We start from the raw sequence: 24,075 nt of genomic DNA, 5'->3' as shown, positions 1-24,075 counted from the left end.
GAATCGCAGCGCTCCCGCACAAAAAAACAGGGCCGTCCGCATAGCGGACGGCCCCGTCAGGCCCTGCCGGTCGCTCAGTGGTTGCGCGGGAAGCCCAGGTCCACGCCCGCCGGTGCGTCGGCCGGGTCGGGCCAGCGCGTGGTGACGACCTTGCCGCGGGTGTAGAAGTGCGTGCCGTCGTTGCCGTAGATGTGGTGGTCGCCGAAGAGCGAGTCCTTCCAGCCACCGAAGGAGTGGTAGCCCACCGGCACCGGGATCGGCACGTTCACGCCGACCATGCCCGCCTCGATCTCCAGCTGGAAGCGGCGGGCCGCGCCACCGTCCCGGGTGAAGATCGCGGTGCCGTTGCCGAACGGCGAGGCGTTGATGAGGGCCACGCCCTCCTCGTAGGTGTCGACGCGCAGCACGCACAGCACCGGGCCGAAGATCTCGTCCTGGTAGGCCTTGGCGCTGGTCGGCACCCGGTCGAGCAGCGAGATGCCGATCCAGTGGCCGTCCTCGAAGCCCTCGACGGTGTAGCCGGTGCCGTCGAGCACCACCTCGGCGCCCTCGGCGGCGGCCCCGGAGACGTACGACGCCACCTTGTCACGGTGGGCGGCGGTGATCAGCGGGCCCATCTCGGAGGTCGGGTCGTTGCCCGGACCGATCTTGATCTTCTCGGCACGCTCGCGGATCTTCTCCACCAGCGTGTCGCCGATCGAGCCCACGGCCACGACCGCCGAGATGGCCATGCAGCGCTCGCCCGCCGAGCCGTAGGCCGCGCTCACGGCGGCGTCGGCGGCCGCGTCCAGGTCGGCGTCCGGCAGCACCAGCATGTGGTTCTTGGCGCCGCCCAGGGCCTGCACCCGCTTGCCGTTCGCGGAGGCCGTGGTGTGGATGTAGCGGGCGATCGGGGTGGAGCCGACGAAGGACACGGCCTTGACGTCGGGGTGCTCCAGCAGGCGGTCCACGGCCACCTTGTCACCGTGCACGACGTTGAACACGCCGTCGGGCAGACCGGCCTCGGACAGCAGCTCGGCGATCTTGAGTGACGCCGACGGGTCCTTCTCGGACGGCTTCAGCACGAACGTGTTGCCGCACGCGATGGCGATCGGGAACATCCACATCGGGACCATGGCCGGGAAGTTGAACGGCGTGATCCCGGCGACGACACCGAGCGGCTGGCGGATCGCGGCCACGTCGACGCGGCTGGCGACCTGCGTGGACAGCTCGCCCTTCAGCTGGACGTTGATGCCGCACGCCAGGTCGACGATCTCCAGGCCGCGCGCGACCTCGCCGAGCGCGTCGGAGTGCACCTTGCCGTGCTCGGCGGTGATCAGCTCGGCGATCTCGTCGCGGTGGGCGTCGAGCAGCGCGCGGAACCGGAAGAGGATGGTCGTGCGCTGGGCCAGGGAGGACTGGCTCCAGGTGGTGAAGGCGTCCTTGGCCGCCGCAACGGCCGCGTCCACCTCCTCCACCGACGCGAACGCGACCTTCGTGGTGACCGCGCCGGTCGCCGGGTCGGTGACCGGCCCGTACGTGCCCGACGCGCCTTCGACGGTCTTCCCGCCGATCCAGTGGTTGACGATCTTCGTCATGCCCAGAGACTCCTTATTACAGATGGCGGCGTCGGGTCGAGACGTGCCGTTCGTACAGCTCTCGTGCCTTGACCGCGGACGGTCGGGTCGCGGTCTCGGCCACAGGAACATCCCACCAGGCCTGCGCCGGAGGCGCGCCCGACACAGTGTCGGACGTTTCGGTCTCCACGTAGACACATGTGGGAGTGTCGGCGGCGCGCGCCACGGCGAGCGCCTCGCGCAGCTCCCGTACGGTCTTCGCGCGCAGCACCCGCATGCCCAGGCTGGCCGCATTGGCGGCGAGGTCGACCGGCAGCGGGGCGCCCGTGAACGTCCCGTCCCCGGCCTGGAACCGGTAGGCGGTGCCGAACCGCTCGCCGCCCACCGACTCCGAGAGCCCGCCGATGGACGCGTACCCGTGGTTCTGCACCAGCAGCATCTTGATCGCGACGCCCTCCTGCACGGCCGTCACGATCTCCGTCGGCATCATCAGATACGTGCCGTCGCCGACCAGCGCCCACACGTTCCGCTCCGGCGCGGCGAGCTTCACGCCGAGCGCGGCCGGGATCTCGTAGCCCATGCAGGAGTAGCCGTACTCCAGGTGGTACTGGTCCACCGACCGCGCCCGCCACAGCTTGTGCAGATCGCCGGGGAGCGAGCCGGCCGCGTTGATGATGATGTCCGACTCGTCCACCAGGGCGTCCAGGGCCCCGATGACCTGCGGCTGGGTGGGCCGCATGTCCGGCTCCTCGGCCTCGAAGCAGGCGTCGACGCGCTGCTCCCAGCGCTCCTTGTCCTCGGTGTACTCGGTGACGTACGACTCCGCCACCCTGTGCCCGTGCATCCCCAGCGCCTCGGTCAGCTCGCCCAGGCCGCTGCGGGCGTCGGCGACCAGCGGGAGCCCGGACAGCTTGTGGCCGTCGTACGGCGCGATGTTGAGGTTGAGGAAGCGGACGTCCGGGTTCTCGAAGAGGGTGCCGGAGGCGGTGGTGAAGTCGGTGTACCGGGTGCCGACGCCGAGCACCAGGTCGGCGGTGCGGGCCAGCTCGTCGGCGGTCGCGGTGCCGGTGTGGCCGACCCCGCCCACGTCCTGTGGATGGTCGTACCGCAGGGAGCCCTTGCCGGCCTGGGTGGAGGCGACCGGGATCCGGGTGGCCGCCGCGAACTCGGCGAGGGCCAGCTCGGCGCGGCTGTGGTGGACTCCGCCGCCCGCGATGACCAGCGGCCGGCGTGCCTCCCGGATCGCCCGGACCGCCTCGGCCAGCTCGGTCGGGTCCGCGCCCGGCCGTCGTACCGTCCACACGCGCGTCGAGAAGAACTCCTCCGGCCAGTCGAAGGCCTCCGCCTGCACGTCCTGCGGCAGGGCGAGGGTGACCGCGCCGGTCTCCACCGGGTCGGTGAGGACGCGCATGGCCTGCAGGGCGCTCGGGATCAGGGCTTCCGGGCGGGTGATGCGGTCGAAGTACTTCGACACCGGGCGCAGGGTGTCGTTGACCGACACATCGCCGGCGTACGGCACCTCCAGCTGCTGCAGGACCGGGTCGGCGGGGCGGGTGGCGAAGACGTCACCGGGGAGGAGCAGCACCGGGAGGTGGTTGATGGTCGCGAGGGCGGCGCCGGTGACCAGGTTGGTGGCGCCGGGGCCGATCGAGGTCGTCACCGCGTGCGTGGACAGGCGGTTCGACTGGCGGGCGTAGCCGACCGCCGCGTGCACCATGGACTGCTCGTTGCGGCCCTGGTGGTACGGCATGACGTCGGCGTACTCGATCAGCGCCTGGCCGAGCCCCGCGACATTGCCGTGCCCGAAGATGCCCCAGGTGGCGCCGATCAGCCGCTGCCGTGCGCCGTCGCGTTCGGTGTACTGGGCGGCGAGAAAGCGGACCAGCGCCTGCGCGACGGTCAGCCGGGTCGTCGTCATCGGTAGCCCCCTGTGCTTTCTACGTGGTCGGGGTGGAAGCAGATCCGCCACTCCCGGGTCTCGCCCGGGCCCGCCATGACGTTCAGGTAGTACATGTCATGCCCGGGCTGGGCGATGGACGGCCCGTGCCAGCCGTCGGGGACGAGGACCGCGTCGCCGGAGCGGACCTCGGCGAGCACGTCCGCGCCGCCCGCACGCGAGGGGAACACGCGCTGGTAGCCGAGACCCTTCGGGCCGTCGATCTCGAAGTAGTAGATCTCCTCCAGCTCGGACTCCGCGCCCGGCCGGTGCTCGTCGTGCTTGTGCGGCGGGTACGACGACCAGTTGCCGCCCGGGGTGATGACCTCTACGGCGATCAGCCGGTCGCAGTCGAAGGAGTCCGCCGAGGCGAAGTTGCGCACCCTGCGGGCGCAGGAGCCGCTGCCGCGCTCCTCGACGGGGACCTCCGGCGCGGGGCCGTAGCGGGCGGGGAGTCGTCGCTCGCACTTCGCTCCTGCCAGGGCGAAGCGGCCTCCCGCGCCGGAGGCGATCTGGACCCGGGCGTCCCGGGGAACATACGCGAAGTCGGAGACGTCCGCGAACACGCTTTCCCGGCCCAGGAGTTGGAACTCGCCCTTCTCGTTCGATGCGGTCGCAATTTGTACGGTACATCCGCCTTCCAGCGGAAGCACGATCCACTCACTGTCCCCGGTGGTGAACGTATGTGTGCCACCCGGCGCCAACTCGACCACGCGCAGGCTGCTGTGCGTCCAGCCGGCCAACTTGGGGTCGATGTCGACGGCGTACTGGGCGTTCGCGGTGGTGCCCCTCGGCAGATGCAGATCGGTGCTGGTCATGCGGCCCTCACAGCAGTCCTACGGCGGTGTCCACGGCGGCGGCCACATCGCCGTCCGCCGGGTACAGCAGCGAGCGGCCGACCACCAGGCCGCGCACGGTGGGGAGTTGCAGCGCGCCGCGCCACTTCTCGTAGGCGGCGACCTGGTCCTCGGGCGCGTCACCGATGTCACCGCCGAGCAGCACGGCCGGCAGGGTGGAGGTCTCCATGACCCGGGCCATGTCGTCGGGGTTCTCGGTGACGGGCACCTTCAGCCAGGTGTACGCAGAGGAGCCGCCGAGACCGGAGGCGATGGCGATGGACCGGGTGACCGCCTCGGCGGACAGGTCGTTCTTCACCCTGCCCTCGGGGGTGCGGCGGCTGATGAACGGCTCCACGAAGACCGGCAGCCGACGCGCGGCCATGTCGTCGATGGCGCGGGCGGTGGACTCCAGGGTGGTCAGCGAGCCGGGATCGTCGTAGTCGATGCGCAGCAGCAGCTTGCCCGCGTCGAAGCCGAGCCGCTGGATGTCCTCGGGGCGGTGACCGGTGAACCGGTCGTCCAGTTCGAAGCTGGCCCCCTGCAGTCCGCCCCGGTTCATGGAGCCCATGACCACCTTGTGGTCGAGGGCGCCGAGCAGCAGCAGGTCGTCCAGGATGTCGGCGGTGGCGAGGACACCGTCGACGCCGGGCCGGCTCAGTGCCAGGCACAGCCGTTCCAGCAGGTCGGCGCGGTTGGCCATGGCGAGCTTGCGGTCACCGACACCGAGCGCGCCCCGGGCGGGGTGGTCGGCGGCGACGATCATCAGCTTGCCGTTCTCGTTCAGGAGCGGTCTGCGGGCACGGCGGGTGGCGGCCTCGGCGATCGCCTCGGGGTGGTGGGTGCGGATGCGGACGAGTTCGGCCACGTCGACACGGGGACTCCGTCCGGCGTCCCCGCCCTCGGTGTGCGTGCCCGCGACCCGGCCGGCCCTCACAGCACCGCTCCGGCGTCGAGTGCGGCGGCCACCTCGTCCGGGGTGGGCATCGCGGAGGAGCACTCCAGGCGGGAGGCGACGATGGCGCCGGCCGCGTTGGCGTGCCGCATGATCGTCTCCAGGTCCCACCCTTCGAGGAGTCCATGGCACAGGGAGCCGCCGAAGGCGTCCCCGGCGCCGAGTCCGTTGAGGACGTTGACGGGCAGGGGCGGGACCTCGGCGGACTCGCCGTCGCGACTGACGGCCAGGACCCCCTTGGGGCCCTGCTTGACGACGGCGATCTCGACGCCGGCGTCGAGTAGCGCGCGGGCGGCCGCATGCGGTTCGCGTACGCCGGTGGCCACCTCCACCTCGTCCAGGTTGCCGACGGCGACCGTGGTGTGGCGCAGGGCCTCGGCGTAGAAGGGGCGGGCCGCGTCGGGGTCGGTCCAGAACATGGGCCGCCAGTCGAGATCGAAGACCGTGGTGCCCGCCTTCGCCCGGTGGGCGAGGGCCGCGAGGGTGGCCGTACGGCTGGGCTCCTCGCTCAGGCCGGTGCCGGTCATCCAGAGGATACGGGCGGCACGGATGGCGTCGAGATCGAGCTCATGGGCGTCGATCTCCAGGTCGGGCGCCTTGGGCTGCCGGTAGAAGTAGAGCGGGAAGTCGTCCGGCGGGAAGACCTCGCAGAAGGTGACCGGGGTCGGCAGGCCCGGGACCGGGGTGACCCAGCGGTCGTCGACGCCGAAGCCGCGCAGGGCCTCGTGCAGATAGACGCCGAACGGATCGTCGCCCGTGCGGGTGATCACGGCCGTGTGCCGGCCGAGCCGGGCCGCCGCGACCGCGACGTTCGTCGCCGACCCGCCGAGGAACTTGCCGAAGGACGACACCTGGGCGAGCGGGACGCCGGTCTGCAGCGGGTAGAGGTCCACTCCGATCCGCCCCATGGTGATCAGGTCGTAGGCCATCGGCTTCCCTTCGTCATGACTCTCCCCGGCTTTCTAGTCCCGTACGGCGAATCCTGTCAATGTTTTGTCCAGACATTCGGACCAGCTCTTGACACCGCTTTCCGGGCGCCCGCACGCTGACGCCCATGACGTCGCTGTCACCTTCCTCCTCACTGTCCCGTATCCGGATCGGATCGGCGCCCGACTCCTGGGGCGTGTGGTTCCCCGACGACCCCCGACAGGTGCCCTGGCAGCGCTTCCTCGACGAGGTGGCCGACTCCGGCTACGAGTGGATCGAACTGGGCCCCTACGGCTATCTCCCCAGCGACCCCGCGGTGCTCGCGGAGGAGACCGCGCGGCGCGGCCTGAAGGTGTCGGCCGGCACCGTCTTCACCGGCCTGCACCACGGTGAGTCCGTGTGGGACAAGACGTGGGCGCACGTGTCGGACATCGCGGCGCTGACCCAGGCGATGGGCGCCCGGCATCTCGTCGTCATCCCGTCCTTCTGGCGGGACGACAAGACGGGCGAGGTGCTGGAGCCGGACACGCTGACCGCCGAACAGTGGCGGAACCTGACCTCGCTGACCGAGCGGCTGGGGCGGGAGGTGCGGGAGCGCTACGGGCTGACGATCGTCGTCCATCCGCATGCCGACACCCACATCGACAGCGAGGAGAACGTCAGCCGTTTCCTCGACGGCACGGACTCCGACCTGGTGTCGCTGTGCCTGGACACCGGGCACTACGCGTACTGCGGCGGGGACAGTGTGCGGTTGATCGAGACGTACGGCGAGCGGATCGGGTATCTGCACCTCAAGCAGGTGGATCCGGAGATCCTGGCGGACGTACGGGCCAAGGGGACGCCGTTCGGGCCGGCCGTGGCCCAGGGCGTGATGTGTGAACCGCCTCGCGGGGTGCCGGAGTTGGGGCCCGTGCTGGAGGCCGCGCAGCGGCTGGGGGTGGAGCTGTTCGCGATCGTCGAGCAGGACATGTATCCGTGTGCGCCGGATGCGCCGCTGCCCATTGCCCGGCGGACTCGGGCGTTTCTTCGGTCCTGTGGGGTGTAGGGGCGCCCGCCGGCCAGGGGGGTGCGGTTGCCGCTCGTAGCATGGGTGGCGTGTCCTGGGAGACCGTTCCTGCCCGGCCGCATCCGGCCTTGCGGCCCGGTGTGATCAGTTATCGCGGTGTCCGGGTGCACCTCGACCGGCCTCGGCGGCGGCTGGAGGCGCCGATCGGGGCGGCCACGTTGCTGCTGGGTTTCGAGCAGCCGGTGCGCATCTCCCGTACCGGACGGCCTCCGGTGTCGCTGGTGTCCGTGGTCAACGGGCTCACCACCGTCCCCGCCCTCGGCGAGCACGGGGGCCGGATCTCCGGCATCGAGGTGTTGCTGGAACCCTGGGCCGCGTTCGGCCTGTTCGGTACGGAGCAGTACGAACTCGCCAACCGGTCGGTCAGCCCCGACCAGCTGGACCCGGACCTCGGCCAACTGGCGGGAGCCCTCGCCGCGTTGCCCGGCTGGCCCGAGCGGTTCGCCTTGCTCGACCGGGTGTTGCTGGAGCGGTTCCGCACGGGTGTGCCCGTCTCCGAGCGGGTGGTGCACGCCTGGTCGCTGCTGCGGCGGCACTCCGGCGTGCTCCCGGTGCCCCGGCTGGCCGAGGAAGTGGGCTGGAGCGTACGGCATCTGGAGAACCGCTTCCGCGAACAGATCGGTCTGCCTCCGAAGGCCGCGGCCCGGGTGCTGCGGCTGCAGCGGGCACGGCGGCTGCTGGCGGCGGGGCACGGGCAGGCGGAGACCGCGGCCGTGTGCGGGTACTACGACCAGGCGCACTTCAGCGGCGAGTTCAAGGCCATGACGGGCTGCACGCCCGGGGAGTTCCTGGCGGCCCGGAGGCTACCGGCGGCGGGCGCCGTGACCGACCGGCTCGCGGGCGAGGCCACCAGCCTGCTGCTCACCTCAGGACGGGGTGCGCTTTTTTCCAAGACCCGCGCGGGCAAGACCGGGCACGCTGATCGCCCGGCCATCAGGCTCCCGGGGGAAGCGGGGGCCTCCGGCGGCCAGGGGGACTGATCCGGGAGGGTGCCCCTGGGGGAAGCGGCCGCCGGAGGGCGCGGGGAAGCCGACGGGCCGGGTCTGACGCAGCGGACCCGGCCCGTCCTCGCGACCCGGCGCCACCGGCCCTGGATCGCCCGGTCCGCCACCCCGGATCGGCGCGAGGTCAACGCGCCCCGCCGTAGCCCCGGCGTAGGCCTTTGCGTCGACCGTGTCACAAACACCCCTTCTGTGTCACACATGTTGCGTATACGCGGGTTCTGCGTCACACCTTGCCGACAGGCGCATTCCCCTGATCACTCTGCGTCGTTCACCGGTCGCAGGCTTGGTGATCGCCAGCGCAGCGCCCGGCTCCCCCGACGGCCGTCCCCGGTCGCCGCTGTGGCGCGCGCAGGGAGGTGCAACTCATGACCGACCGAAGGCTCTGGTCCTACAAGGAGATCGCGGCGCACATCAGGGTGCAGCCGGACACCGTACGGTCCTATCGCAAGCACGGGCTGCTGCCCCCGCCCGACCATGTGGAGGGCGGCAAGCCCTACTGGTACGCCGAGACCGTCCGCGCCTGGGTCGCCTCCCGGCCGGGCAACCGCAGCCGTAAATGACCTCCACCGTGAACCGCTGGTGGGCCGCTCTCAGCGCCACGGCTCGATGACCGTGACCCCGGCCCCCGGTGCCGTACCCATCGCCGCCAGTGCCGGCGGTGCGGCGTCGAGGGTGATGGTGGACGTCACCAGGAGGTCGGGGCGCAGGGCGCCGGAGCGGACCATGCGGAGCATGCCGGGGTAGGTGTGGGCGGCCATGCCGTGGCTCCCGAGGAGTTCGAGCTCCAGGGCGATGGCACGGGCCAGCGGGACGGGGGTGGTGCCGTCGGCGGAGGGCAGCAGCCCGACCTGGACGTGCCGGCCGCGGCGGCGCAGGCCGTTCACGGAGTTCGCACAGGTGGCGGGCGAGCCGAGGGCGTCCAGGGAGAGATGGGCGCCGCCGTCCGTCAGCTCACGGACGACCGCGGCCGTGTCCGGCGTGCCGGTGGCGTCCAGGCACTGTGCGGCGCCGAACTTCCGCGCGAGGTCGAGGGCCTGGGGTGACACGTCGATGGCGATCACGCGTGCCCCGGCCGCCGCCGCGATCATCACCGCCGACAGCCCGACCCCACCGCAGCCGTGCACCGCTACCCACTCCCCCGCCGCCACCCGGCCCTGCTGCACCACCGCGCGGAAGGCGGTGGCGAAACGGCAGCCGAAGGCGGCGGCGGTGGGGTACGCCATGTCGTCCGGGATCGCGACCAGGTTGACGTCGGCGTGGTCGAGGGCGACGTACTCGGCGAAGGAGCCCCAGTGGTGGAAGCCGGGCTGGGTCTGGCGCTCGCACACCTGCTGGTCGCCCGCCGCACAGGACGGGCAGGTACCACAGGCGCAGACGAACGGCGCGGTGACCCGGTCGCCGGGCCGCCACCCGGTCACCCGGGAGCCCACCGTCTCGACGACACCGGCGAGTTCGTGCCCGGGCACGTGCGGCAGCGTGATGTCGGGGTCGTGGCCCATCCAGCCGTGCCAGTCGCTGCGGCAGAGGCCGGTCGCTTCGACCCGTACGACGACGGCGTGCTCCGCGGGTTCCGGGTCAGGTACGTCTCGTACTTCGGCCGGCTCGCCGTACCGCTCGAACACCACCGCGCGCATCCACACCCCTTTCGGAAACCTGCGCGAAGACTAGACGGTTCGGGAGCCGCCGGGTTGTGTCGCCAGTTCCCGTTCGTCGTGGCCGGTGCCCCTTCGGGGCTCGTCCGACTCGCCCTCGCTCAGACCGAACCGTTCGTGTATGCGCCGCAGCGGCGCCGGTGCCCACCACGTGGCCCTGCCCGTCAGCCGCATGATCGCCGGTACCAGCAGGCTTCGGACCACCATCGCGTCCATCAGGACCGCCAGGGCGATACCCAGGCCGAGCATCTTGGTGTTGGTCACCCGGGAGGTGCCGATGGCGACCATCACCACCGCGAGGATGACCGCCGCCGCGGTGATCAGCCCGCCGGTGCGCTGGAGTCCGTGCCGCACCGCCGCGTCGTGGTCGCCCGTGCGGTCGTACTCCTCCTTGATGCGGGAGAGCAGGAACACGCCGTAGTCCATGGAGAGCCCGAAGGCCACGCAGAACATCAGCACCGGCAGGGTGGTCTCGATGGAGCCGGAGCTGGTGAAGCCCAGCGCGCCGGAGAGATGGCCGTCCTGGAACACCCAGACCACGGCACCGAACATCGCGGTCAGACTGAGCGCGTTGAGCACCACGGCCTGCACGGGTATCAGCACGCTTCCGGTGAGCAGGAAGACCAGCAGGAGCGTCACGACGGCGATGAACACGGCCGCCCAGGGCAGGCGCTCGGCTATCGCGTGCTTGGTGTCGACGAGGACGGCGGCCGTGCCGGTCACCTTGGCGTCGAACGGCGCGTGCAGTGCACGTATGTCACCTACCAGGCGCTGGGCCGGGTCGTCGACGGCCTCGCCCTTCGGCTGCACCGTGAAGTACGCGGCATCGCCCTTGACCAGCGGGCCGTCGACGCGGGCCACCTCGGGCAGAGCGGCCACCTGCTGCTTGTAGGCGGCGTACTGGGCGACGGTGGCCCTGCCCTCGGCGAGGACCTCCAGACCCCCGCCGGGGCTGCCCGGGAAGCCCGCACGGATGTGCTCCTGCACCACATGGGACTCGGCGGTCGAGGGCAGCTGGCGGTCGTCGGCGGTGCCGAACTTCACGCCCAGGAACGGCAGTCCGAGGGTGACCAGAAGGACGGTGGTGCCCAGTGCGAAGAGGGGGGCACGGCGCATCACCAGGCCGGCGGCTCGGGCCCAGGCCGTCCCGGTGGCCGCCGTGGTCCCGGTGGTCCCCTCGGCGGGCTCCGGGGCGCGTCGGCGGCGGAACAGGCGCCGCAGGTCCAGGGAGTTGACCCGGTGGCCGAGCAGGACCAGCGCGGCCGGGAGCAGGATCAGAGCGGCGGCCGCGGCGAGCAGGACCACGGCGATGCCGGCGTAGGCGAAGGACCGCAGGAAGTACTGCGGGAAGACCATCATCGCGGCCAGGGACACCGCCACCGTGAGGGCGGAGAACAGGACCGTGCGGCCTGCGGTGCGCAGGGTCGTACCGACCGCCGTCAACGGGGTGGCGCCCGTGGACAGTTCCTCGCGGAAGCGGCGGACGATGAACAGGGCGTAGTCGATGGCCAGGCCGAGACCGAGGGCCGTGGTGAGGTTGAGCGCGAAGACGGAGACGTCGGTGAAGGCCGTCAGACCGCGCAGGACGGCGTTGGTGCCGAGGATGGCGACGATGCCGATGCCGAGCGGCAGCAGGGCGGCGATCGCACTGCCGAAGACCATCACCAGCAGCACCAGCGTGATCGGCAGGGCGATCATCTCGGCGCGGGCCAGGTCCTCCTTGATGATCGTCTGCATCTCGTGCCGGACCGCGACGACACCGCCGACCTTCACCTGGACCGGGCCGTGCGCGCCCCGGTAGTGCGGGGCGATGCGGTCGAGCGTTCTGCCCATCGCGTTGTCGTCGCCGGTGATGCGGGCGGCGATCAGCGCCTCGTGGCCGTCCTTGGCGCGCAGGGCCGGTGACCTGCTCTGCCAGTAGGAGCCGACGCCGGTCACGCCCTTCTCCCCCGCCAGCCGGCCGGCCAGGTCGCGGGCCTCGGCGGCGACCCGCGGATCGTCGACGGAGGCTCGGCCCGAGTCGACCAGGAGCAGCAGATTCGGCTGGGAGTCGGGAAACTCGCGCTCCAGGGCCTTGGTGGCATACGTCGACTGGGCGGCCGGGTCCTCCCAGCCACCGCTGCCGAGACGGTCCGCCACGCCGCTGCCGGCCAGCACGGCGAGTGCGGTGAGCACCAGGGCCACCAGGAGTGACAGGCGGGGGCGGGCGGTCACGAAGCGGGTGTAGCGGCCGGGCCGGGGCGGCGTCCGCCCAGACGCCCCCTCCGGCGCGCCTTCCGGTGTCCCCTCGGGCGCCCCCTCGCCCGTACGCGGCGGCGTGTTGACTTCGGTCATCTTGCGGTGTCCCCTTCACCCTGACCCATGTCTGTGCAGGCAGGCAGCATGAGTCGGTCATTGCCAATAGACTGGCAAACACGAGAGATCGCTCGCGTTTCTCCAGAATGCGAGCGGCCACTCGCATTTGTCAATCATGTTCGAAGAGCTGGGGATAACGCGTGCCCGACAACCCGCAGACACAGAAGGAGCAGCCGCGTCGCCGGCAGGCCCGCGGGGAGCGCCGTATCGCCCAGCTGCTCGAAGCGGCCGCGCGGGTCTTCTGCACCACCGGCTACACCGCCGCCAGCACCAACGCCATCGCCCGCGAGGCCGGCGTCTCACCGGGCACGCTCTACCAGTTCTTCCCGAACAAGGAGGCGATCGCGATCGAGCTGGGCGACCGGCTCGTCCATGAGATGCGGGAGACCTACGGCGAGGCGCTGGCCCCCGTCGACCCCGCCACACCGCTGGAGGAGGCCATCGGCTCCGCCATCGACCGGTTCATGGCCTTCAACACCGAGCACCCGGTGTTCTTCGCACTGATGCACGGCCCCGACATCCCGGGCCGGATGGCCGAGACGCACGACCAGCTGCACTCCACGCTGACCGGCCGGATCGAGGACCTGCTCGCCTCCCTCATGCCCGGCGCCACCCCGGCCGACGTCACCCGCACGGCGCACATCTGCCTCGGCATCTACAAGGCCGGCCTGGAGCTGGTCCTCGCCCACGAGGGCCCCGAGCGCGCGGCCTATGTCCAGGAGATCAAGAACGTCCTGGTCCGCTACCTGGAACCGCTGGTGGGCGACCGTCTCGGCCGCGGGTGATCCGGGGCCCACGGCACCCGCCGGCCGAGGGGTGGTCCGAGGGGCTCAGGCCGTCGGTCCCGGCCGGTCCCAGGGCAGCCAGGCCCGTGCCCCGAAGCCGCCGTCGGCCGTGGTGCCGTGGTCCAGCCGGCCGCCGGTGAGGGTCGCGCGTTCGGTGAGGCCGATCAGGGTCTGGCCGGCGCCGGGCACAGGCGTGGGCTCGGTGGTGGGCGGCGGGTCGGTGACCGTGACGGTGCGGCCCTCGCCGGGCGCGCCGGTGAGGTCCAGGGTGACCTCGGCGCCGGGGGCGCGTTTGCGGGCGTCGATGGCCCCCAGGCGCAGTCCACCCCACCCCCGCGCCCCCACCAGTCCACCCGGACTGCGGCCACCGGCGCATCTGCCTAGAGTGCGGATAGATCGCCCAGCCGCTGCCCGAGGGGAACCCCGTGAGCCACTCCCCGCCTCCCGGCACGCCCAAGGCCCGCATTCCCGGCCCCCAGCAGCCCCCACCGCCGTACCCCCGTATCGCCGCGGGCCTGTGGCGGCGCTGTCTGGGCGGGGGGCTCGCCCTGTGGGCGCTGATCGCATGGGTCACGTACGAGACGCGGAACAGCACACTGCTGCCGACGCTGATCCTGCTCGGCAGCTTTCTCGTGCCGGTCGCCTTCGTGCTGTGGGCGTACGAGCGGCACGGCCGTGACCTGGGCGTCAGCGCGATCCTCGGCAGTTTCCTGACCGGCGGGACCCTCGGCGTGCTCGGCGCCTCGCTGTCGGAGTCGCAACTGCTGTACCCCTCGCCGGGGACGGTCACCGGCGTCGGCCTGATCGAGGAGGCCGCCAAGCTCGCGGCACTGACGTTCGCGCTGCGCCGGCAGCCGGCCATCCGCGGGCCGCGCGCGGGACTGGTGCTCGGCGCGGCCGTCGGCTTCGGCTTCGCCGCCCTGGAGAGCGCCGGGTACGCCTTCAACGCGGCCGTCTCCGCCACGGGCGTCGATCTGCGCGCCCTGCTGGAGACGGAGATCCTGCGCGGACTGCTCGCCCCTGTCGGGCACGGGCTGTGGACCGCGATCGCCGGTGGCGTACTGCTGTCCCGGCGTCGCCTGAACGGGCGTTTCCGCGTCTCTGCCACGGTCGTCGGCACCTGCCTGGGCGTGTCCCTGCTGCATGCGCTGTGGGACTCCACGCGCGGCATCGCGATCTGGGTGGTCGCCCGGCTGACCGGCACCGGAGCGGACCGCCGGCTGTTCGCTCCGGGATACCTCGTCCGGCCGAGCGCCGAGCAGGAACACCTGTTCACGCTGTTCTCGGTCGGCGGGCTGGCGCTGGTGGCTCTGGCCGGGGTCGGCTGGGTGCGGTCGCTGGCGCGCCGGGGCCCCTCTTGGTAAGTACCCCCTAGGGGTATAGTGTGGAGAGCGTGGGGTTCCCTCGCGGACCCCACCGGCCCCGCACGCCTCGACGAGGAGTAACGACATGACCGCCCACACCGACACCGCCGGCTCCGTCACCACGGTCTACAAGGTGACCGGCATGAGCTGTGGCCACTGCGAGGGCTCCGTCTCCGGCGAGATCTCCCAGATTCCCGGCGTCAGCTCGGTGAAGGCCGTCGCGTCCACCGGCGAGGTGACCGTGGTCTCCGCGGCCCCGCTGGACGACGAGGCCGTGCGCGCCGCCGTGGACGAGGCCGGCTTCGAGCTGGCCGGCAGGGCCTGAACGTCCCTGCACCCCCCGTTCCCCGACCGGGCCGTGCCGACCAGCTGATACTGGCTCCGCACGGTCCGGTCCGATGTCTGGAGTCCGGACATGACCAGCACCACCGCAGAGACAGCCATAACCACGGGTGAGACCTCCGAAGCAGAGCTGCTCATCGGCGGGATGACCTGCGCCTCCTGCGCCGCCCGGGTGGAGAAGAAGCTCAACCGGATGGAGGGCGTCAGCGCCACCGTCAACTTCGCCACCGAGAAGGCGAAGATCACGTACGGCGCGGGCGTCCAGGTCGCCGACCTGATCGCCACCGTGGAGCGGACCGGCTACACCGCCGAGGAACCCACGCCGCCGGAGCCCGAGCCGGAGGCGGCCCCCGAGGCCCCGGGGCAGGACCCGGAACTCGGCGCGCTGCGGCACCGTCTGCTCGTCTCCGCGCTGCTCGCCGCGCCCGTGGTGCTGCTCGCGATGGTCCCGGCGCTGCAGTTCGACACCTGGCAGTGGCTCTCCCTGACGCTCGCCGCGCCGGTCGTCGTCTGGGGCGGATGGCCCTTCCACCGGGCCGCCTGGACCAACCTCCGGCATGGCGCCGCCACCATGGACACCCTGGTCTCGGTCGGCACGCTGGCCGCGTTCGGCTGGTCGCTGTGGGCGCTGTTCTTCGGTGACGCGGGCAAGCCCGGCATGCACGACGAGTTCCGCTTCACCGTCTCGCGCATGGACGGAGCCTCCACCATCTACCTGGAGGTCGCCGCCGGAGTCGTCGCGCTGATCCTGCTCGGCCGCTATCTGGAGGCCCGTTCCAAGCGGCGCGCGGGCGCGGCCCTGCGGGCCCTGATGGAGCTGGGCGCCAAGGACGTCGCCGTACTGCGGGACGGCCGTGAGGTGCGGGTTCCGGTGACGGAGCTGACCGTCGGCGACCGGTTCGTCGTACGGCCCGGCGAGAAGATCGCCACCGACGGCACGGTGGTGGAGGGCGTCTCCGCGGTGGACGCGTCCATGCTGACCGGCGAGTCGGTACCGGTGGACGTCGGCCCGGGCGACCGGGTCACCGGCGCCACCGTCAACGCGGGCGGGCGGCTCGTCGTGGAGGCGACCCGGGTCGGCGCCGACACCCAGCTCGCCCGGATGGCGAAGCTGGTGGAGGACGCGCAGAACGGCAAGGCCGAGGTACAGCGGCTCGCCGACCGCATCTCCGCGGTGTTCGTGCCCGCCGTCATCCTCGTCGCGCTCGGCACCTTCGGCGTCTGGCTGGGCGTCACCGGGGACACGGTCGCCGCGTTCACCGCCGCCGTCGCCGTGCTGATCATCGCCTGCCCCTGCGCGCTGGGCCTCGCCACACCGACCGCGCTGATGGTCGGCACCGGGCGCGGCGCCCAGCTCGGCATCCTCATCAAGGGCCCCGAGGTACTGGAGTCCACCCGCCGCGTCGACACGGTCGTCCTGGACAAGACCGGCACCGTCACCACCGGCCGGATGACCCTGCAGACCGTGTACGCCGCCGACGGCGAGGACGAGAAGGAGCTGCTGCGGCTCGCCGGCGCCCTGGAGCACGCCTCCGAGCACCCGGTCGCCCGTGCGATCGCCGCCGGCGCGGAGGAACGCGCCGGAGCACTGCCCCCGGTCGAGCACTTCGAGAACGTCCCCGGACGGGGCGCACGCGGGCGCGTGGACGGCCGTGAGGTGGTGGTGGGGCGCCTGTACGACGAGCTGCCGCAGGACTTGGCCCGCGCGGCACGCGAGGCCGAGCTGGAGGGCCGTACGGCCGTCGTGGCCGGCTGGGACGGGCGGGCCCGCGGGGTGCTCGCCGTCGCCGACGCGATCAAGGAGACCAGCGCCGAGGCGGTGCGCGAACTGCGCGCGCTGGGCCTGCGGCCGGTGCTGCTCACCGGGGACAACCGCATGGTCGCCGAGGCGGTCGCGAAGAGCGTCGGCATCGACTCCGGGGACGTGTTCGCCGAGGTGCTCCCCGAGGACAAGGTGGACGTCGTACGACGGCTGCAGCGCGAGGGACGGGCCGTGGCGATGGTCGGCGACGGCGTGAACGACGCGGCCGCGCTGGCCACCGCCGACCTGGGCCTCGCCATGGGCACCGGCACGGACGCGGCGATCGAGGCCGGCGATCTGACCCTCGTCCGCGGCGATCTGCGGGTCGCGGCCGACGCCATCCGGCTGTCCCGGCGGACGCTGGGCACCATCAAGGGCAACCTGGTGTGGGCCTTCGGTTACAACGTGGCCGCGCTGCCGCTGGCCGCGGCCGGGCTGCTGAATCCGATGATCGCCGGCGCCGCGATGGCCTTCTCCTCGGTCTTCGTGGTGACCAACAGCCTGCGGCTGCGGCGCTTCCGTTGAAGTCCCTTGGGGTTACCGGCGGTTCGCCCCAGTCGAAGTAAGAGACCCCCTAGAGTCCGGCGCGAGCCTCACATAAGCTCTTCACAAGGCTCGCGCATCATCCTTACGCTTGGGCTCCGATCGTCGTATCGGGGCTCTTGCGCACCTAAGGGACATATGCAAGAGACGCAGATCACAGTGATGCGAACGTAACCATCGAAGGGGTTCGAAGGTCTAAGTTGGCGATGTCAGAGCAGCGTCTTGGGGGGCGCTGACTGGCATCTGGGGATGTCTTGGGGGACTTCCTCAGAGATGCGTTGCCGGGGCACGTGCGCCGGGAAGCTTTGAGCGGCCCTCCCAGCGTGCGTTGTCCCGGCAGATCGCAGTGCATCACTGGAGCAGGACGAGTTTTGCTCATTCTGCTCGAAGACAGCGATTCAGGCGCTGTCCTCTCCGAGCGCCCGGCCGGATCCCGTGGGGGGAATCCGCACCGGGACATGGGAAGGCGCCCTGGTCGTCGGCCCGTGGGGGGACCGGCGTCTCAGGGCGCCTTCTGCTTTTCGCCTGCCTCTGCGACGAGTCCGTCAGGCACCGGGGAGGCTCACCGCACCCCAGGCACCCGGAAGAGCCGAACTCGACGCTCCTCGACCGGCACGAAGTCGGGCCCGACCGCGCCCGTGACCGTGCTGCCAAGCCGAAGACACCCCCGGTGCCCCGGCCACCTGACCCCGACCGCTCCAGAGCCGTCGGTCGAAACCGGACCCACCAGCCGGAACCGGACCCCTGGTCGAATAGGACCCCGGCCACCCGGACCCCGACCGCCCCGGAACCACCCGACCGCCCCGGAACCATCGGCCGTGAACCCACCAGCCGAAACGGAACCACCGATCCGAACCAGCCCCCGGTCGCCCGGGAAGCCGACCGCTCCGGAACCGTCGGCCGCGAACTCACCAGCCGAAACGGAACCACCGATCCGAACCAGCCCCCCGGTCGCCCAGGAAGCCGACCAGAAGCTGTCAACAAGGGGCACCACCGAGATGGCGCCCCCACCGGCAGGTGTCAGCGCTCCTCGACCGGCACGAAGTCGGGCCTGACCGCGTCCGTGACCGTGCTGCCAAGCCGAAGACACCCCTGGTGCCCCGGCCACCTGACCCCGACCGCCCCGGAACCGTCGGCCGCGAACTCACCAGCCGAACCGGAACCACCGATCCGAACCAGCCCCCCGGTCACCCGGGAAGCCGACCAGAAGCTGTCAACAAGGGGCACCACCGAGATGGCGCCCCCACCGGCAGGTGTCAGCGCTCCTCGACCGGCACGAAGTCGCGCAGCTCCACGCCCGTGTAGATCTGGCGCGGGCGGCCGATGCGGGAGCCCGGCTCCTTGATCATCTCGGTCCACTGGGCGATCCAGCCCGGCAGGCGGCCGAGGGCGAACAGGACCGTGAACATCTCGGTCGGGAAGCCCATGGCCCGGTAGATCAGACCGGTGTAGAAGTCGACGTTCGGGTACAGCTTGCGCTCGACGAAGTAGTCGTCGGACAGCGCGTGCTCCTCCAGCTTCAGGGCGATGTCGAGGAGCTCGTCCTCCTTGCCCAGCGCGGAGAGCACATCGTGCGCGGCGGCCTTGATGATCTTGGCGCGCGGGTCGAAGTTCTTGTAGACCCGGTGGCCGAAGCCCATCAGACGGACGCCGTCCTCCTTGTTCTTCACCTTGCGAATGAAGGTGTCGACGTCGGAGCCGGAGTCGCGGATGCCCTCCAGCATCTCCAGCACGGACTGGTTGGCGCCGCCGTGCAGCGGGCCCCACAGCGCGCTGATGCCGGCCGAGATCGACGCGAACATGTTGGCCTGCGAGGAACCGACCAGGCGGACCGTCGAGGTCGAGCAGTTCTGCTCGTGGTCGGCGTGCAGGATCAGCAGCTTGTCCAGCGCGGCGACGACGACCGGGTCCAGATCGAACTCCTGCGCCGGGACCGAGAAGGTCATACGCAGGAAGTTCTCGACGTAGCCGAGGTCGTTGCGCGGGTAGACGAACGGGTGGCCGATCGACTTCTTGTACGCGTACGCCGCGATCGTCGGAAGCTTCGCGAGCAGCCGGATCGTGGAGAGGTCACGCTGCTTCTCGTCGAACGGGTTGTGGCTGTCCTGGTAGAAGGTGGACAGCGCGGAGACGACCGAGGACAGCATGGCCATCGGGTGGGCGTCGCGCGGGAAGCCCTTGTAGAAGTTCTTGACGTCCTCGTGCAGCAGGGTGTGCCGCGTGATGTCGTTCTTGAACGTCGAGAGCTCGTCGACGGTGGGCAGCTCGCCGTTGATCAGCAGGTACGCCACCTCGAGGAAGGTGGAGCGCTCGGCCAGCTGCTCGATGGGGTAGCCGCGGTAGCGGAGGATGCCCGCCTCGCCGTCCAGGTAGGTGATGGCGGATTTATAGGCGGCCGTGTTGCCGTATCCGCTGTCCAGAGTCACCAGACCGGTCTGGGCGCGGAGCTTCCCGATGTCGAAGCCCTTGTCGCCGACGGTGCTGTCGACCACCGGGTAGGTGTACTCGCCGTCGCCGTACCGCAGTACTACAGAGTTGTCGCTCACGTCTTCCCTCACCGACGTAGTGCCTCATCTTCGAGGTGCCCTGACTGTCTCTACCATCCCCCATTTGGCTCAGGAGAGTGCACTCGGGGTCGACCATTGGGCCTATTGGCGGCACTCAGTGCCGCCAACCTGCTCATCCTGCCCCCTCCGAACGGCATCTGGAAGTGCTCTGTGACCTTCACGACTCGTTTGATCGATCATTTTTTGTGATGCAGGTCGCTGCGCCTGCTCAGCGGCAGGTCAGGAGCCATGCAGCCGGAAATCCAGTGCCGTGCAACGCCGTCCCGCGGACACCGTGCGCACCGCCTGTCCGATCGCTTTGCGTGAACCGACGAGAACGACCAGGCGCTTGGCCCGTGTCACCGCCGTGTACAGCAGGTTCCGCTGCAGCATCATCCATGCCCCGGTCGTGACGGGAATCACCACAGCGGGATATTCACTTCCCTGCGAACGGTGGATGGTGACCGCGTACGCGTGCGCCAGTTCGTCCAGTTCGTCGAATTCGTACGGAACCTCCTCGTCCTCGTCCGTCAGCACCGTGAGCCGCTGGTCGACCGGATCGAGCGAGGTGACGACACCCACGGTGCCGTTGAAGACACCATTCTTCCCTTTCTCGTAATTGTTGCGAATCTGGGTGACCTTGTCGCCGACCCGGAAGACCCGGCCGCCGAACCGCTTCTCGGGCAGATCGGGCCGGCCGGGGGTGATGGCCTGCTGGAGCAGGCCGTTCAGCACGCCCGCACCGGCCGGCCCCCGGTGCATCGGCGCGAGCACCTGGACATCCCGGCGCGGATCGAGCCCGAACTTGGCCGGAATCCGACGAGCTGCCACGTCCACGGTGAGCCGGCCGGCCTCCTCCGTGTCGTCCTCCACGAAGAGGAAGAAGTCCTTCAGCCCGTCGGTGAGCGGATGCTGCCCCGCGTTGATCCGGTGCGCGTTGGTGACGACACCGGACTGCTGGGCCTGCCGGAAGACCCGGGTGAGCCGGACGGCCGGGATGGGCCCGCCCTCGGCGAGCAGATCGCGCAGCACTTCGCCGGCGCCGACGCTGGGCAGCTGGTCGACGTCACCGACGAAGAGGAGATGGGCGCCGGGCGGTACGGCCTTGACGAGCTTGTTGGCGAGCAGCAGGTCGAGCATGGACGCCTCGTCGACGACGACGAGATCGGCGTCGAGTGGCCGATCCCTGTCGTACGCCGCGTCCCCACCGGGCTTGAGCTCCAGCAGCCGGTGGACGGTGGAGGCCTCGGCACCCGTCAGCTCGGACAGCCGCTTGGCGGCACGTCCGGTGGGGGCGGCGAGCAGCACCTTGGCACGCCTGGCGCGGGCCAGCTCCACGATCGAGCGCACGGTGAAGGACTTGCCGCAGCCGGGACCGCCGGTGAGCACGGCGACCTTCTCGGTGAGCGCGAGCTTGACGGCGGCTTCCTGCTCCGGGGCGAGATCGGCGCCGGTACGGCCTTTCAGCCAGCCGAGGGCTTTGTCCCAGTCGACGTCCTGGAAGCCGGGCATGCGGTCCTGGTCCGTGCGCAGGAGGCGGAGGAGCTGGGAGGAGAGGGAGAGTTCGGCGCGGTGGAAGGGGACGAGGTAGACGGCGGTGACGGGTTCGGAGGCGTCGCCGTCCGGACCGGGCACCTTCTCCCGTACGACACCGGGTTCGTCCCGTACGACACCGGGATCGGCGCCCACGACACCGGGATCACCGCCGTGGTCCGGTGGCTGGGCCAGCTCGGCCAGGCACTCGATGACCAGCCCGGTGTCCACGGCGAGCAGCTTCACCGCGTCGGAGATCAGCCGCTCCTCGGGAAGGAAGCAGTGGCCCTGGTCGGCGGACTGGGACAGGGCGTACTGCAGCCCGGCCTTCACCCTCTCCGGGCTGTCGTGCGGAATGCCGACGGACTGGGCGATCTTGTCGGCGGTGAGGAAGCCGATGCCCCAGACGTCGGCGGCCAGGCGGTAGGGGTGTTCCTTGACGATCCGGATCGACGAGTCGCCGTACTTCTTGTAGATCCGTACGGCGATGGAGGTGGAGACCTCGACCGTCTGCAGGAAGAGCATGACCTCCTTGATCGCCTTCTGCTCCTCCCAGGCGTCGGCGATCTTCTTGGTCCGCTTGGGGCCGAGGCCGGGGACCTCGATGAGCCGCTTGGGCTCCTCCTCGATGATCCGGAGCGTGTCCAGCCCGAAGTGCTGGGTGATCCGGTCGGCGAAGACCGGTCCGATCCCTTTGACGAGGCCGGACCCGAGGTAACGCCGGATGCCCTGGACGGTGGCGGGCAGGACGGTCGTGTAGTTCTCCACGTGGAACTGCTTGCCGTACTGGGGGTGGGACCCCCAGCGCCCCTCCATCCGCAGGGACTCCCCGACCTGGGCGCCGAGCAGCGCACCGACCACCGTGAGGAGGTCGCCGGCGCCTCTGCCCGTGTCGACCCGGGCGACCGTGTAGCCGTTCTCCTCATTGGCGTACGTGATGCGTTCAAGCACGCCTTCCAGCGTCGCGAGCCGCCGCTCGCCGGTCTGGGTCCCCGCCTGTTGAGCCATGATCCGACGGTACCGGTGGGGTGTGACAGGGGGGTGGGGGTGAGCCGCCTGGAGTTGCTTGCACGGAGTGAGTGCGTGGCCGTAGGGCCGCTCGCTTCTTGGCCAGTGTCGTGCTTCCGCGAGGTGCATCAAGGGCTACGGCGCCTCCAAGGCCGCCTGGGCCATGACCAACGGGGTCCGGGAGGAGCTGCGGGACACCGGTGTTCTGGTCGTCGGCGTGCACTGCTGCTGGGCGACCGAGGCGTACAGCGTGCCGTTCTCCACCGCCGTCAGCCCGTCCGGGGTTACCGGTGAAGGTGGTCACGAAGGACAATGTGGCCGGTTTCAGCGGCTGACGACGGGCGACGCGGGCGGGCGGTCGTAACCCATGGGCAACCGGCATGGGGCACCATGGGGGACGGCCGCCCGCCCGGTCATCTCTCTGGGAGTCATGGGGAGTCAACTGATGTACGACTACGACCTGTTGGTCGTGGGTTCGGCCAACGCCGACCTGGTGATCGATGTCGAGCGGCGGCCGGCCGCCGGCGAGACGGTGCTCGGCGGCGACCTGGCCGTCCACCCGGGCGGCAAGGGCGCCAACCAGGCGGTCGCCGCCGCCCGGCTCGGCGCGGGTACGGCCCTGCTGGCCCGGGTCGGCGACGACGGCCACGGCCGGCTGCTGCTGGACTCCCTGCACGCGGCCGGTGTGGACACGGTCGGCGTGCTGGTGGGCGGGGCGCCGACGGGCGTCGCGCTGATCACCGTGGATCCCTCGGGGGACAACAGCATCGTGGTGTCACCGGGCGCCAACGCCCGTCTCACCCCGGCGGACATCCGGGCGGCGGTCAGCCTGTTCCTGGCCTCGCGGGTGGTGTCGGCGCAGCTGGAGATCCCGCTGGAGACGGTCGTGGAGGTGGTACGGAACCTGTCCCCGGACAGCCGTTTCGTGCTGAACCCGTCCCCGCCCAGGCCTCTGCCCACGGAGGTGCTCGCGGCCTGCGACCCGCTGATCGTCAACGAACACGAGGCCCGGGTGATCCTCGGCGAGGCCTGTGTCAGCGAGGACCCGGCGGACTGGGCGCGGCTGCTGCTGGCCAAGGGGCCGCGCTCGGTGGTGGTGACGCTGGGCGCGGAGGGGGCGCTGGTGTGCGACTCCTTGGAGGTGACCCGGGTGGCGTCGGTGACGGTGGACGCGGTGGACACGACAGGTGCCGGGGACGCGTTCACGGCGGCGCTGGCCTGGAAGCTGGGGACGGGTGCGGAGCTGCAGGAGGCGGCGGCCTACGCGGCCCGGGTCGGCGCGGTGGCCGTGACCAAGCGGGGCGCGCAGGAGTCGTATCCGACGGCGGAGGAGGTCGAGGGGCTGTGAAGAAGGCGGGGATCCTCAACCGCCACCTCTCCGGTGCGCTGGCCGAGCTGGGACACGGGGACGGAGTGCTGGTGTGCGACGCGGGCATGCCGATCCCGGACGGGCCGCGCGTGGTGGACCTGGCGTTCCGCGCCGGTGTGCCGTCGTTCGCGGAGGTCCTGGACGGGCTGCCGGCCGAGCTGGTGGTGGAGGGCGCCACGGCTGCGGAGGAGCTGCGCGGCCGCAACCGGGCCCTGCTGGACGGCCACTTCCCACGGCTGTCCCTGGTCCCGCACGAGCGCCTGAAGGAGCTGTCGACGGGCGCACGGCTGGTGGTCCGCACGGGCGAGGCCCGGCCGTACGCGAACGTACTGCTGCGGTGCGGCGTGTTCTTCTGAGGACCGTACGACTTCGAGGGGGCGGGGGGGGGGGGGGGGGGGGGGGAAAAAACCCCCCCCCCCCCCCCCCCCCCCCAACCCCCCCCCCCCCCCCCGGCCCCCCCCCCTGTCCTGTGCCCAAGACGAAAACCCAGGGCCACG

General features: G+C 71.1%; 19 protein-coding genes and 1 pseudogene. 9 read left to right on the top strand and 11 right to left on the bottom strand.

Features of this window, described 5'->3' with window-relative positions; genetic code table 11:
- Positions 1–74: 74 nt before the first annotated feature.
- The 5 genes from mmsA to iolC form a co-directional block, all read right to left on the bottom strand.
- Positions 75–1,577 carry a CoA-acylating methylmalonate-semialdehyde dehydrogenase gene (gene mmsA / locus ACZ418_RS01470; RefSeq protein WP_468355194.1) on the bottom strand — a complete coding sequence of 501 codons (1,503 nt, stop codon included), beginning with the start codon at positions 1,575–1,577 and terminating at the stop codon, positions 75–77.
- 16 nt (positions 1,578–1,593) lie between these two features.
- On the bottom strand, positions 1,594–3,474 hold the full coding sequence (iolD, locus tag ACZ418_RS01465; protein WP_468355191.1) for a 3D-(3,5/4)-trihydroxycyclohexane-1,2-dione acylhydrolase (decyclizing): 1,881 nt from the start codon (positions 3,472–3,474) through the stop codon (positions 1,594–1,596).
- A complete protein-coding gene (gene iolB, locus ACZ418_RS01460; protein ID WP_468355188.1) occupies positions 3,471–4,310 on the bottom strand; it encodes a 5-deoxy-glucuronate isomerase in 840 nt (279 codons plus the stop codon). Before iolB ends, iolD begins: the two co-directional genes overlap by 4 nt.
- Before the next feature lie 7 nt (positions 4,311–4,317).
- Complete coding sequence (locus ACZ418_RS01455; RefSeq protein WP_468356836.1) at positions 4,318–5,196, bottom strand: Cgl0159 family (beta/alpha)8-fold protein; 879 nt, start codon at positions 5,194–5,196, stop codon at positions 4,318–4,320.
- Positions 5,197–5,261: 65 nt separating this feature from the next.
- Entirely contained in the window at positions 5,262–6,212 is a 951-nt protein-coding gene (gene iolC, locus ACZ418_RS01450; RefSeq protein ID WP_468355186.1) for a 5-dehydro-2-deoxygluconokinase, read from the bottom strand.
- Positions 6,213–6,337: 125 nt separating this feature from the next.
- Between iolC and ACZ418_RS01445 the strand changes: the two genes are divergently transcribed.
- The 3 genes from ACZ418_RS01445 to ACZ418_RS01435 all read left to right on the top strand — a co-directional run bounded on the left by ACZ418_RS01445 (position 6,338) and on the right by ACZ418_RS01435 (position 8,840).
- A complete protein-coding gene (locus ACZ418_RS01445) occupies positions 6,338–7,255 on the top strand; it encodes a sugar phosphate isomerase/epimerase family protein (RefSeq protein WP_468355183.1) in 918 nt (305 codons plus the stop codon).
- Positions 7,256–7,296: 41 nt separating this feature from the next.
- Positions 7,297–8,256, top strand: a complete 960-nt coding sequence (locus ACZ418_RS01440; protein ID WP_468355179.1) for a helix-turn-helix domain-containing protein — start codon at positions 7,297–7,299, stop codon at positions 8,254–8,256.
- Between the two features lie 389 nt (positions 8,257–8,645).
- Positions 8,646–8,840: a helix-turn-helix transcriptional regulator gene (locus tag ACZ418_RS01435; protein WP_388627663.1), complete on the top strand. Its 195-nt coding sequence runs from the start codon at positions 8,646–8,648 to the stop codon at positions 8,838–8,840.
- 30 nt (positions 8,841–8,870) lie between these two features.
- Here ACZ418_RS01435 and ACZ418_RS01430 read toward each other — a convergent pair whose 3' ends face one another.
- Both ACZ418_RS01430 and ACZ418_RS01425 read right to left on the bottom strand, forming a co-directional pair.
- Complete coding sequence (locus ACZ418_RS01430) at positions 8,871–9,914, bottom strand: zinc-dependent alcohol dehydrogenase family protein (protein ID WP_468355176.1); 1,044 nt, start codon at positions 9,912–9,914, stop codon at positions 8,871–8,873.
- Between the two features lie 30 nt (positions 9,915–9,944).
- A complete protein-coding gene (locus ACZ418_RS01425; RefSeq protein ID WP_468355173.1) occupies positions 9,945–12,266 on the bottom strand; it encodes an MMPL family transporter in 2,322 nt (773 codons plus the stop codon).
- Between the two features lie 161 nt (positions 12,267–12,427).
- On the opposite strand from ACZ418_RS01425, the gene ACZ418_RS01420 reads away from it, so the two are divergent.
- Positions 12,428–13,072, top strand: a complete 645-nt coding sequence (locus ACZ418_RS01420; RefSeq protein ID WP_468355170.1) for a TetR/AcrR family transcriptional regulator — start codon at positions 12,428–12,430, stop codon at positions 13,070–13,072.
- A gap of 45 nt (positions 13,073–13,117) precedes the next feature.
- On the opposite strand, the pseudogene ACZ418_RS01415 reads toward ACZ418_RS01420, so the two are convergent.
- Positions 13,118–13,375, bottom strand: a pseudogene (locus tag ACZ418_RS01415) (ATP-binding protein); the annotation flags it as partial.
- A 122-nt stretch (positions 13,376–13,497) separates the two neighbouring features.
- Here ACZ418_RS01415 and ACZ418_RS01410 point away from each other — a divergent pair.
- The 3 genes from ACZ418_RS01410 (at position 13,498) to ACZ418_RS01400 (ending at position 17,104) form a co-directional block, all read left to right on the top strand.
- The gene (locus tag ACZ418_RS01410; RefSeq protein WP_468355167.1) at positions 13,498–14,436 is read left to right on the top strand and encodes a PrsW family intramembrane metalloprotease; all 939 of its coding nucleotides are present in this window, start codon (positions 13,498–13,500) and stop codon (positions 14,434–14,436) included.
- A gap of 85 nt (positions 14,437–14,521) precedes the next feature.
- Positions 14,522–14,761 (top strand): heavy-metal-associated domain-containing protein, encoded by a 240-nt coding sequence (locus ACZ418_RS01405; protein WP_468355164.1) that lies wholly within the window; start codon positions 14,522–14,524, stop codon positions 14,759–14,761.
- A 90-nt stretch (positions 14,762–14,851) separates the two neighbouring features.
- Complete coding sequence (locus ACZ418_RS01400; RefSeq protein WP_468355161.1) at positions 14,852–17,104, top strand: heavy metal translocating P-type ATPase; 2,253 nt, start codon at positions 14,852–14,854, stop codon at positions 17,102–17,104.
- 1,274 nt (positions 17,105–18,378) lie between these two features.
- Here ACZ418_RS01400 and ACZ418_RS01395 read toward each other — a convergent pair.
- From ACZ418_RS01395 to ACZ418_RS01385, 3 genes are all read right to left on the bottom strand, one after another.
- A complete protein-coding gene (locus tag ACZ418_RS01395) occupies positions 18,379–19,668 on the bottom strand; it encodes a citrate synthase (protein ID WP_468355158.1) in 1,290 nt (429 codons plus the stop codon).
- 240 nt (positions 19,669–19,908) lie between these two features.
- Positions 19,909–22,209 (bottom strand): SF1B family DNA helicase RecD2, encoded by a 2,301-nt coding sequence (recD2, locus tag ACZ418_RS01390; protein ID WP_468355155.1) that lies wholly within the window; start codon positions 22,207–22,209, stop codon positions 19,909–19,911.
- Between the two features lie 135 nt (positions 22,210–22,344).
- Positions 22,345–22,473 (bottom strand): hypothetical protein, encoded by a 129-nt coding sequence (locus ACZ418_RS01385; RefSeq protein WP_468355152.1) that lies wholly within the window; start codon positions 22,471–22,473, stop codon positions 22,345–22,347.
- 181 nt (positions 22,474–22,654) lie between these two features.
- Between ACZ418_RS01385 and ACZ418_RS01380 the strand changes: the two genes are divergently transcribed.
- Complete coding sequence (locus tag ACZ418_RS01380) at positions 22,655–23,557, top strand: ribokinase (protein WP_468356833.1); 903 nt, start codon at positions 22,655–22,657, stop codon at positions 23,555–23,557.
- Positions 23,554–23,934 (top strand): D-ribose pyranase, encoded by a 381-nt coding sequence (rbsD, locus tag ACZ418_RS01375; protein ID WP_468355149.1) that lies wholly within the window; start codon positions 23,554–23,556, stop codon positions 23,932–23,934. Before ACZ418_RS01380 ends, rbsD begins: the two co-directional genes overlap by 4 nt.
- Positions 23,935–24,075: the final 141 nt, after the last annotated feature.

This window comes from Streptomyces sp. NPDC030820, from assembly GCF_055572075.1.
This window is presented reverse-complemented; position numbering and strand designations above follow the sequence as displayed.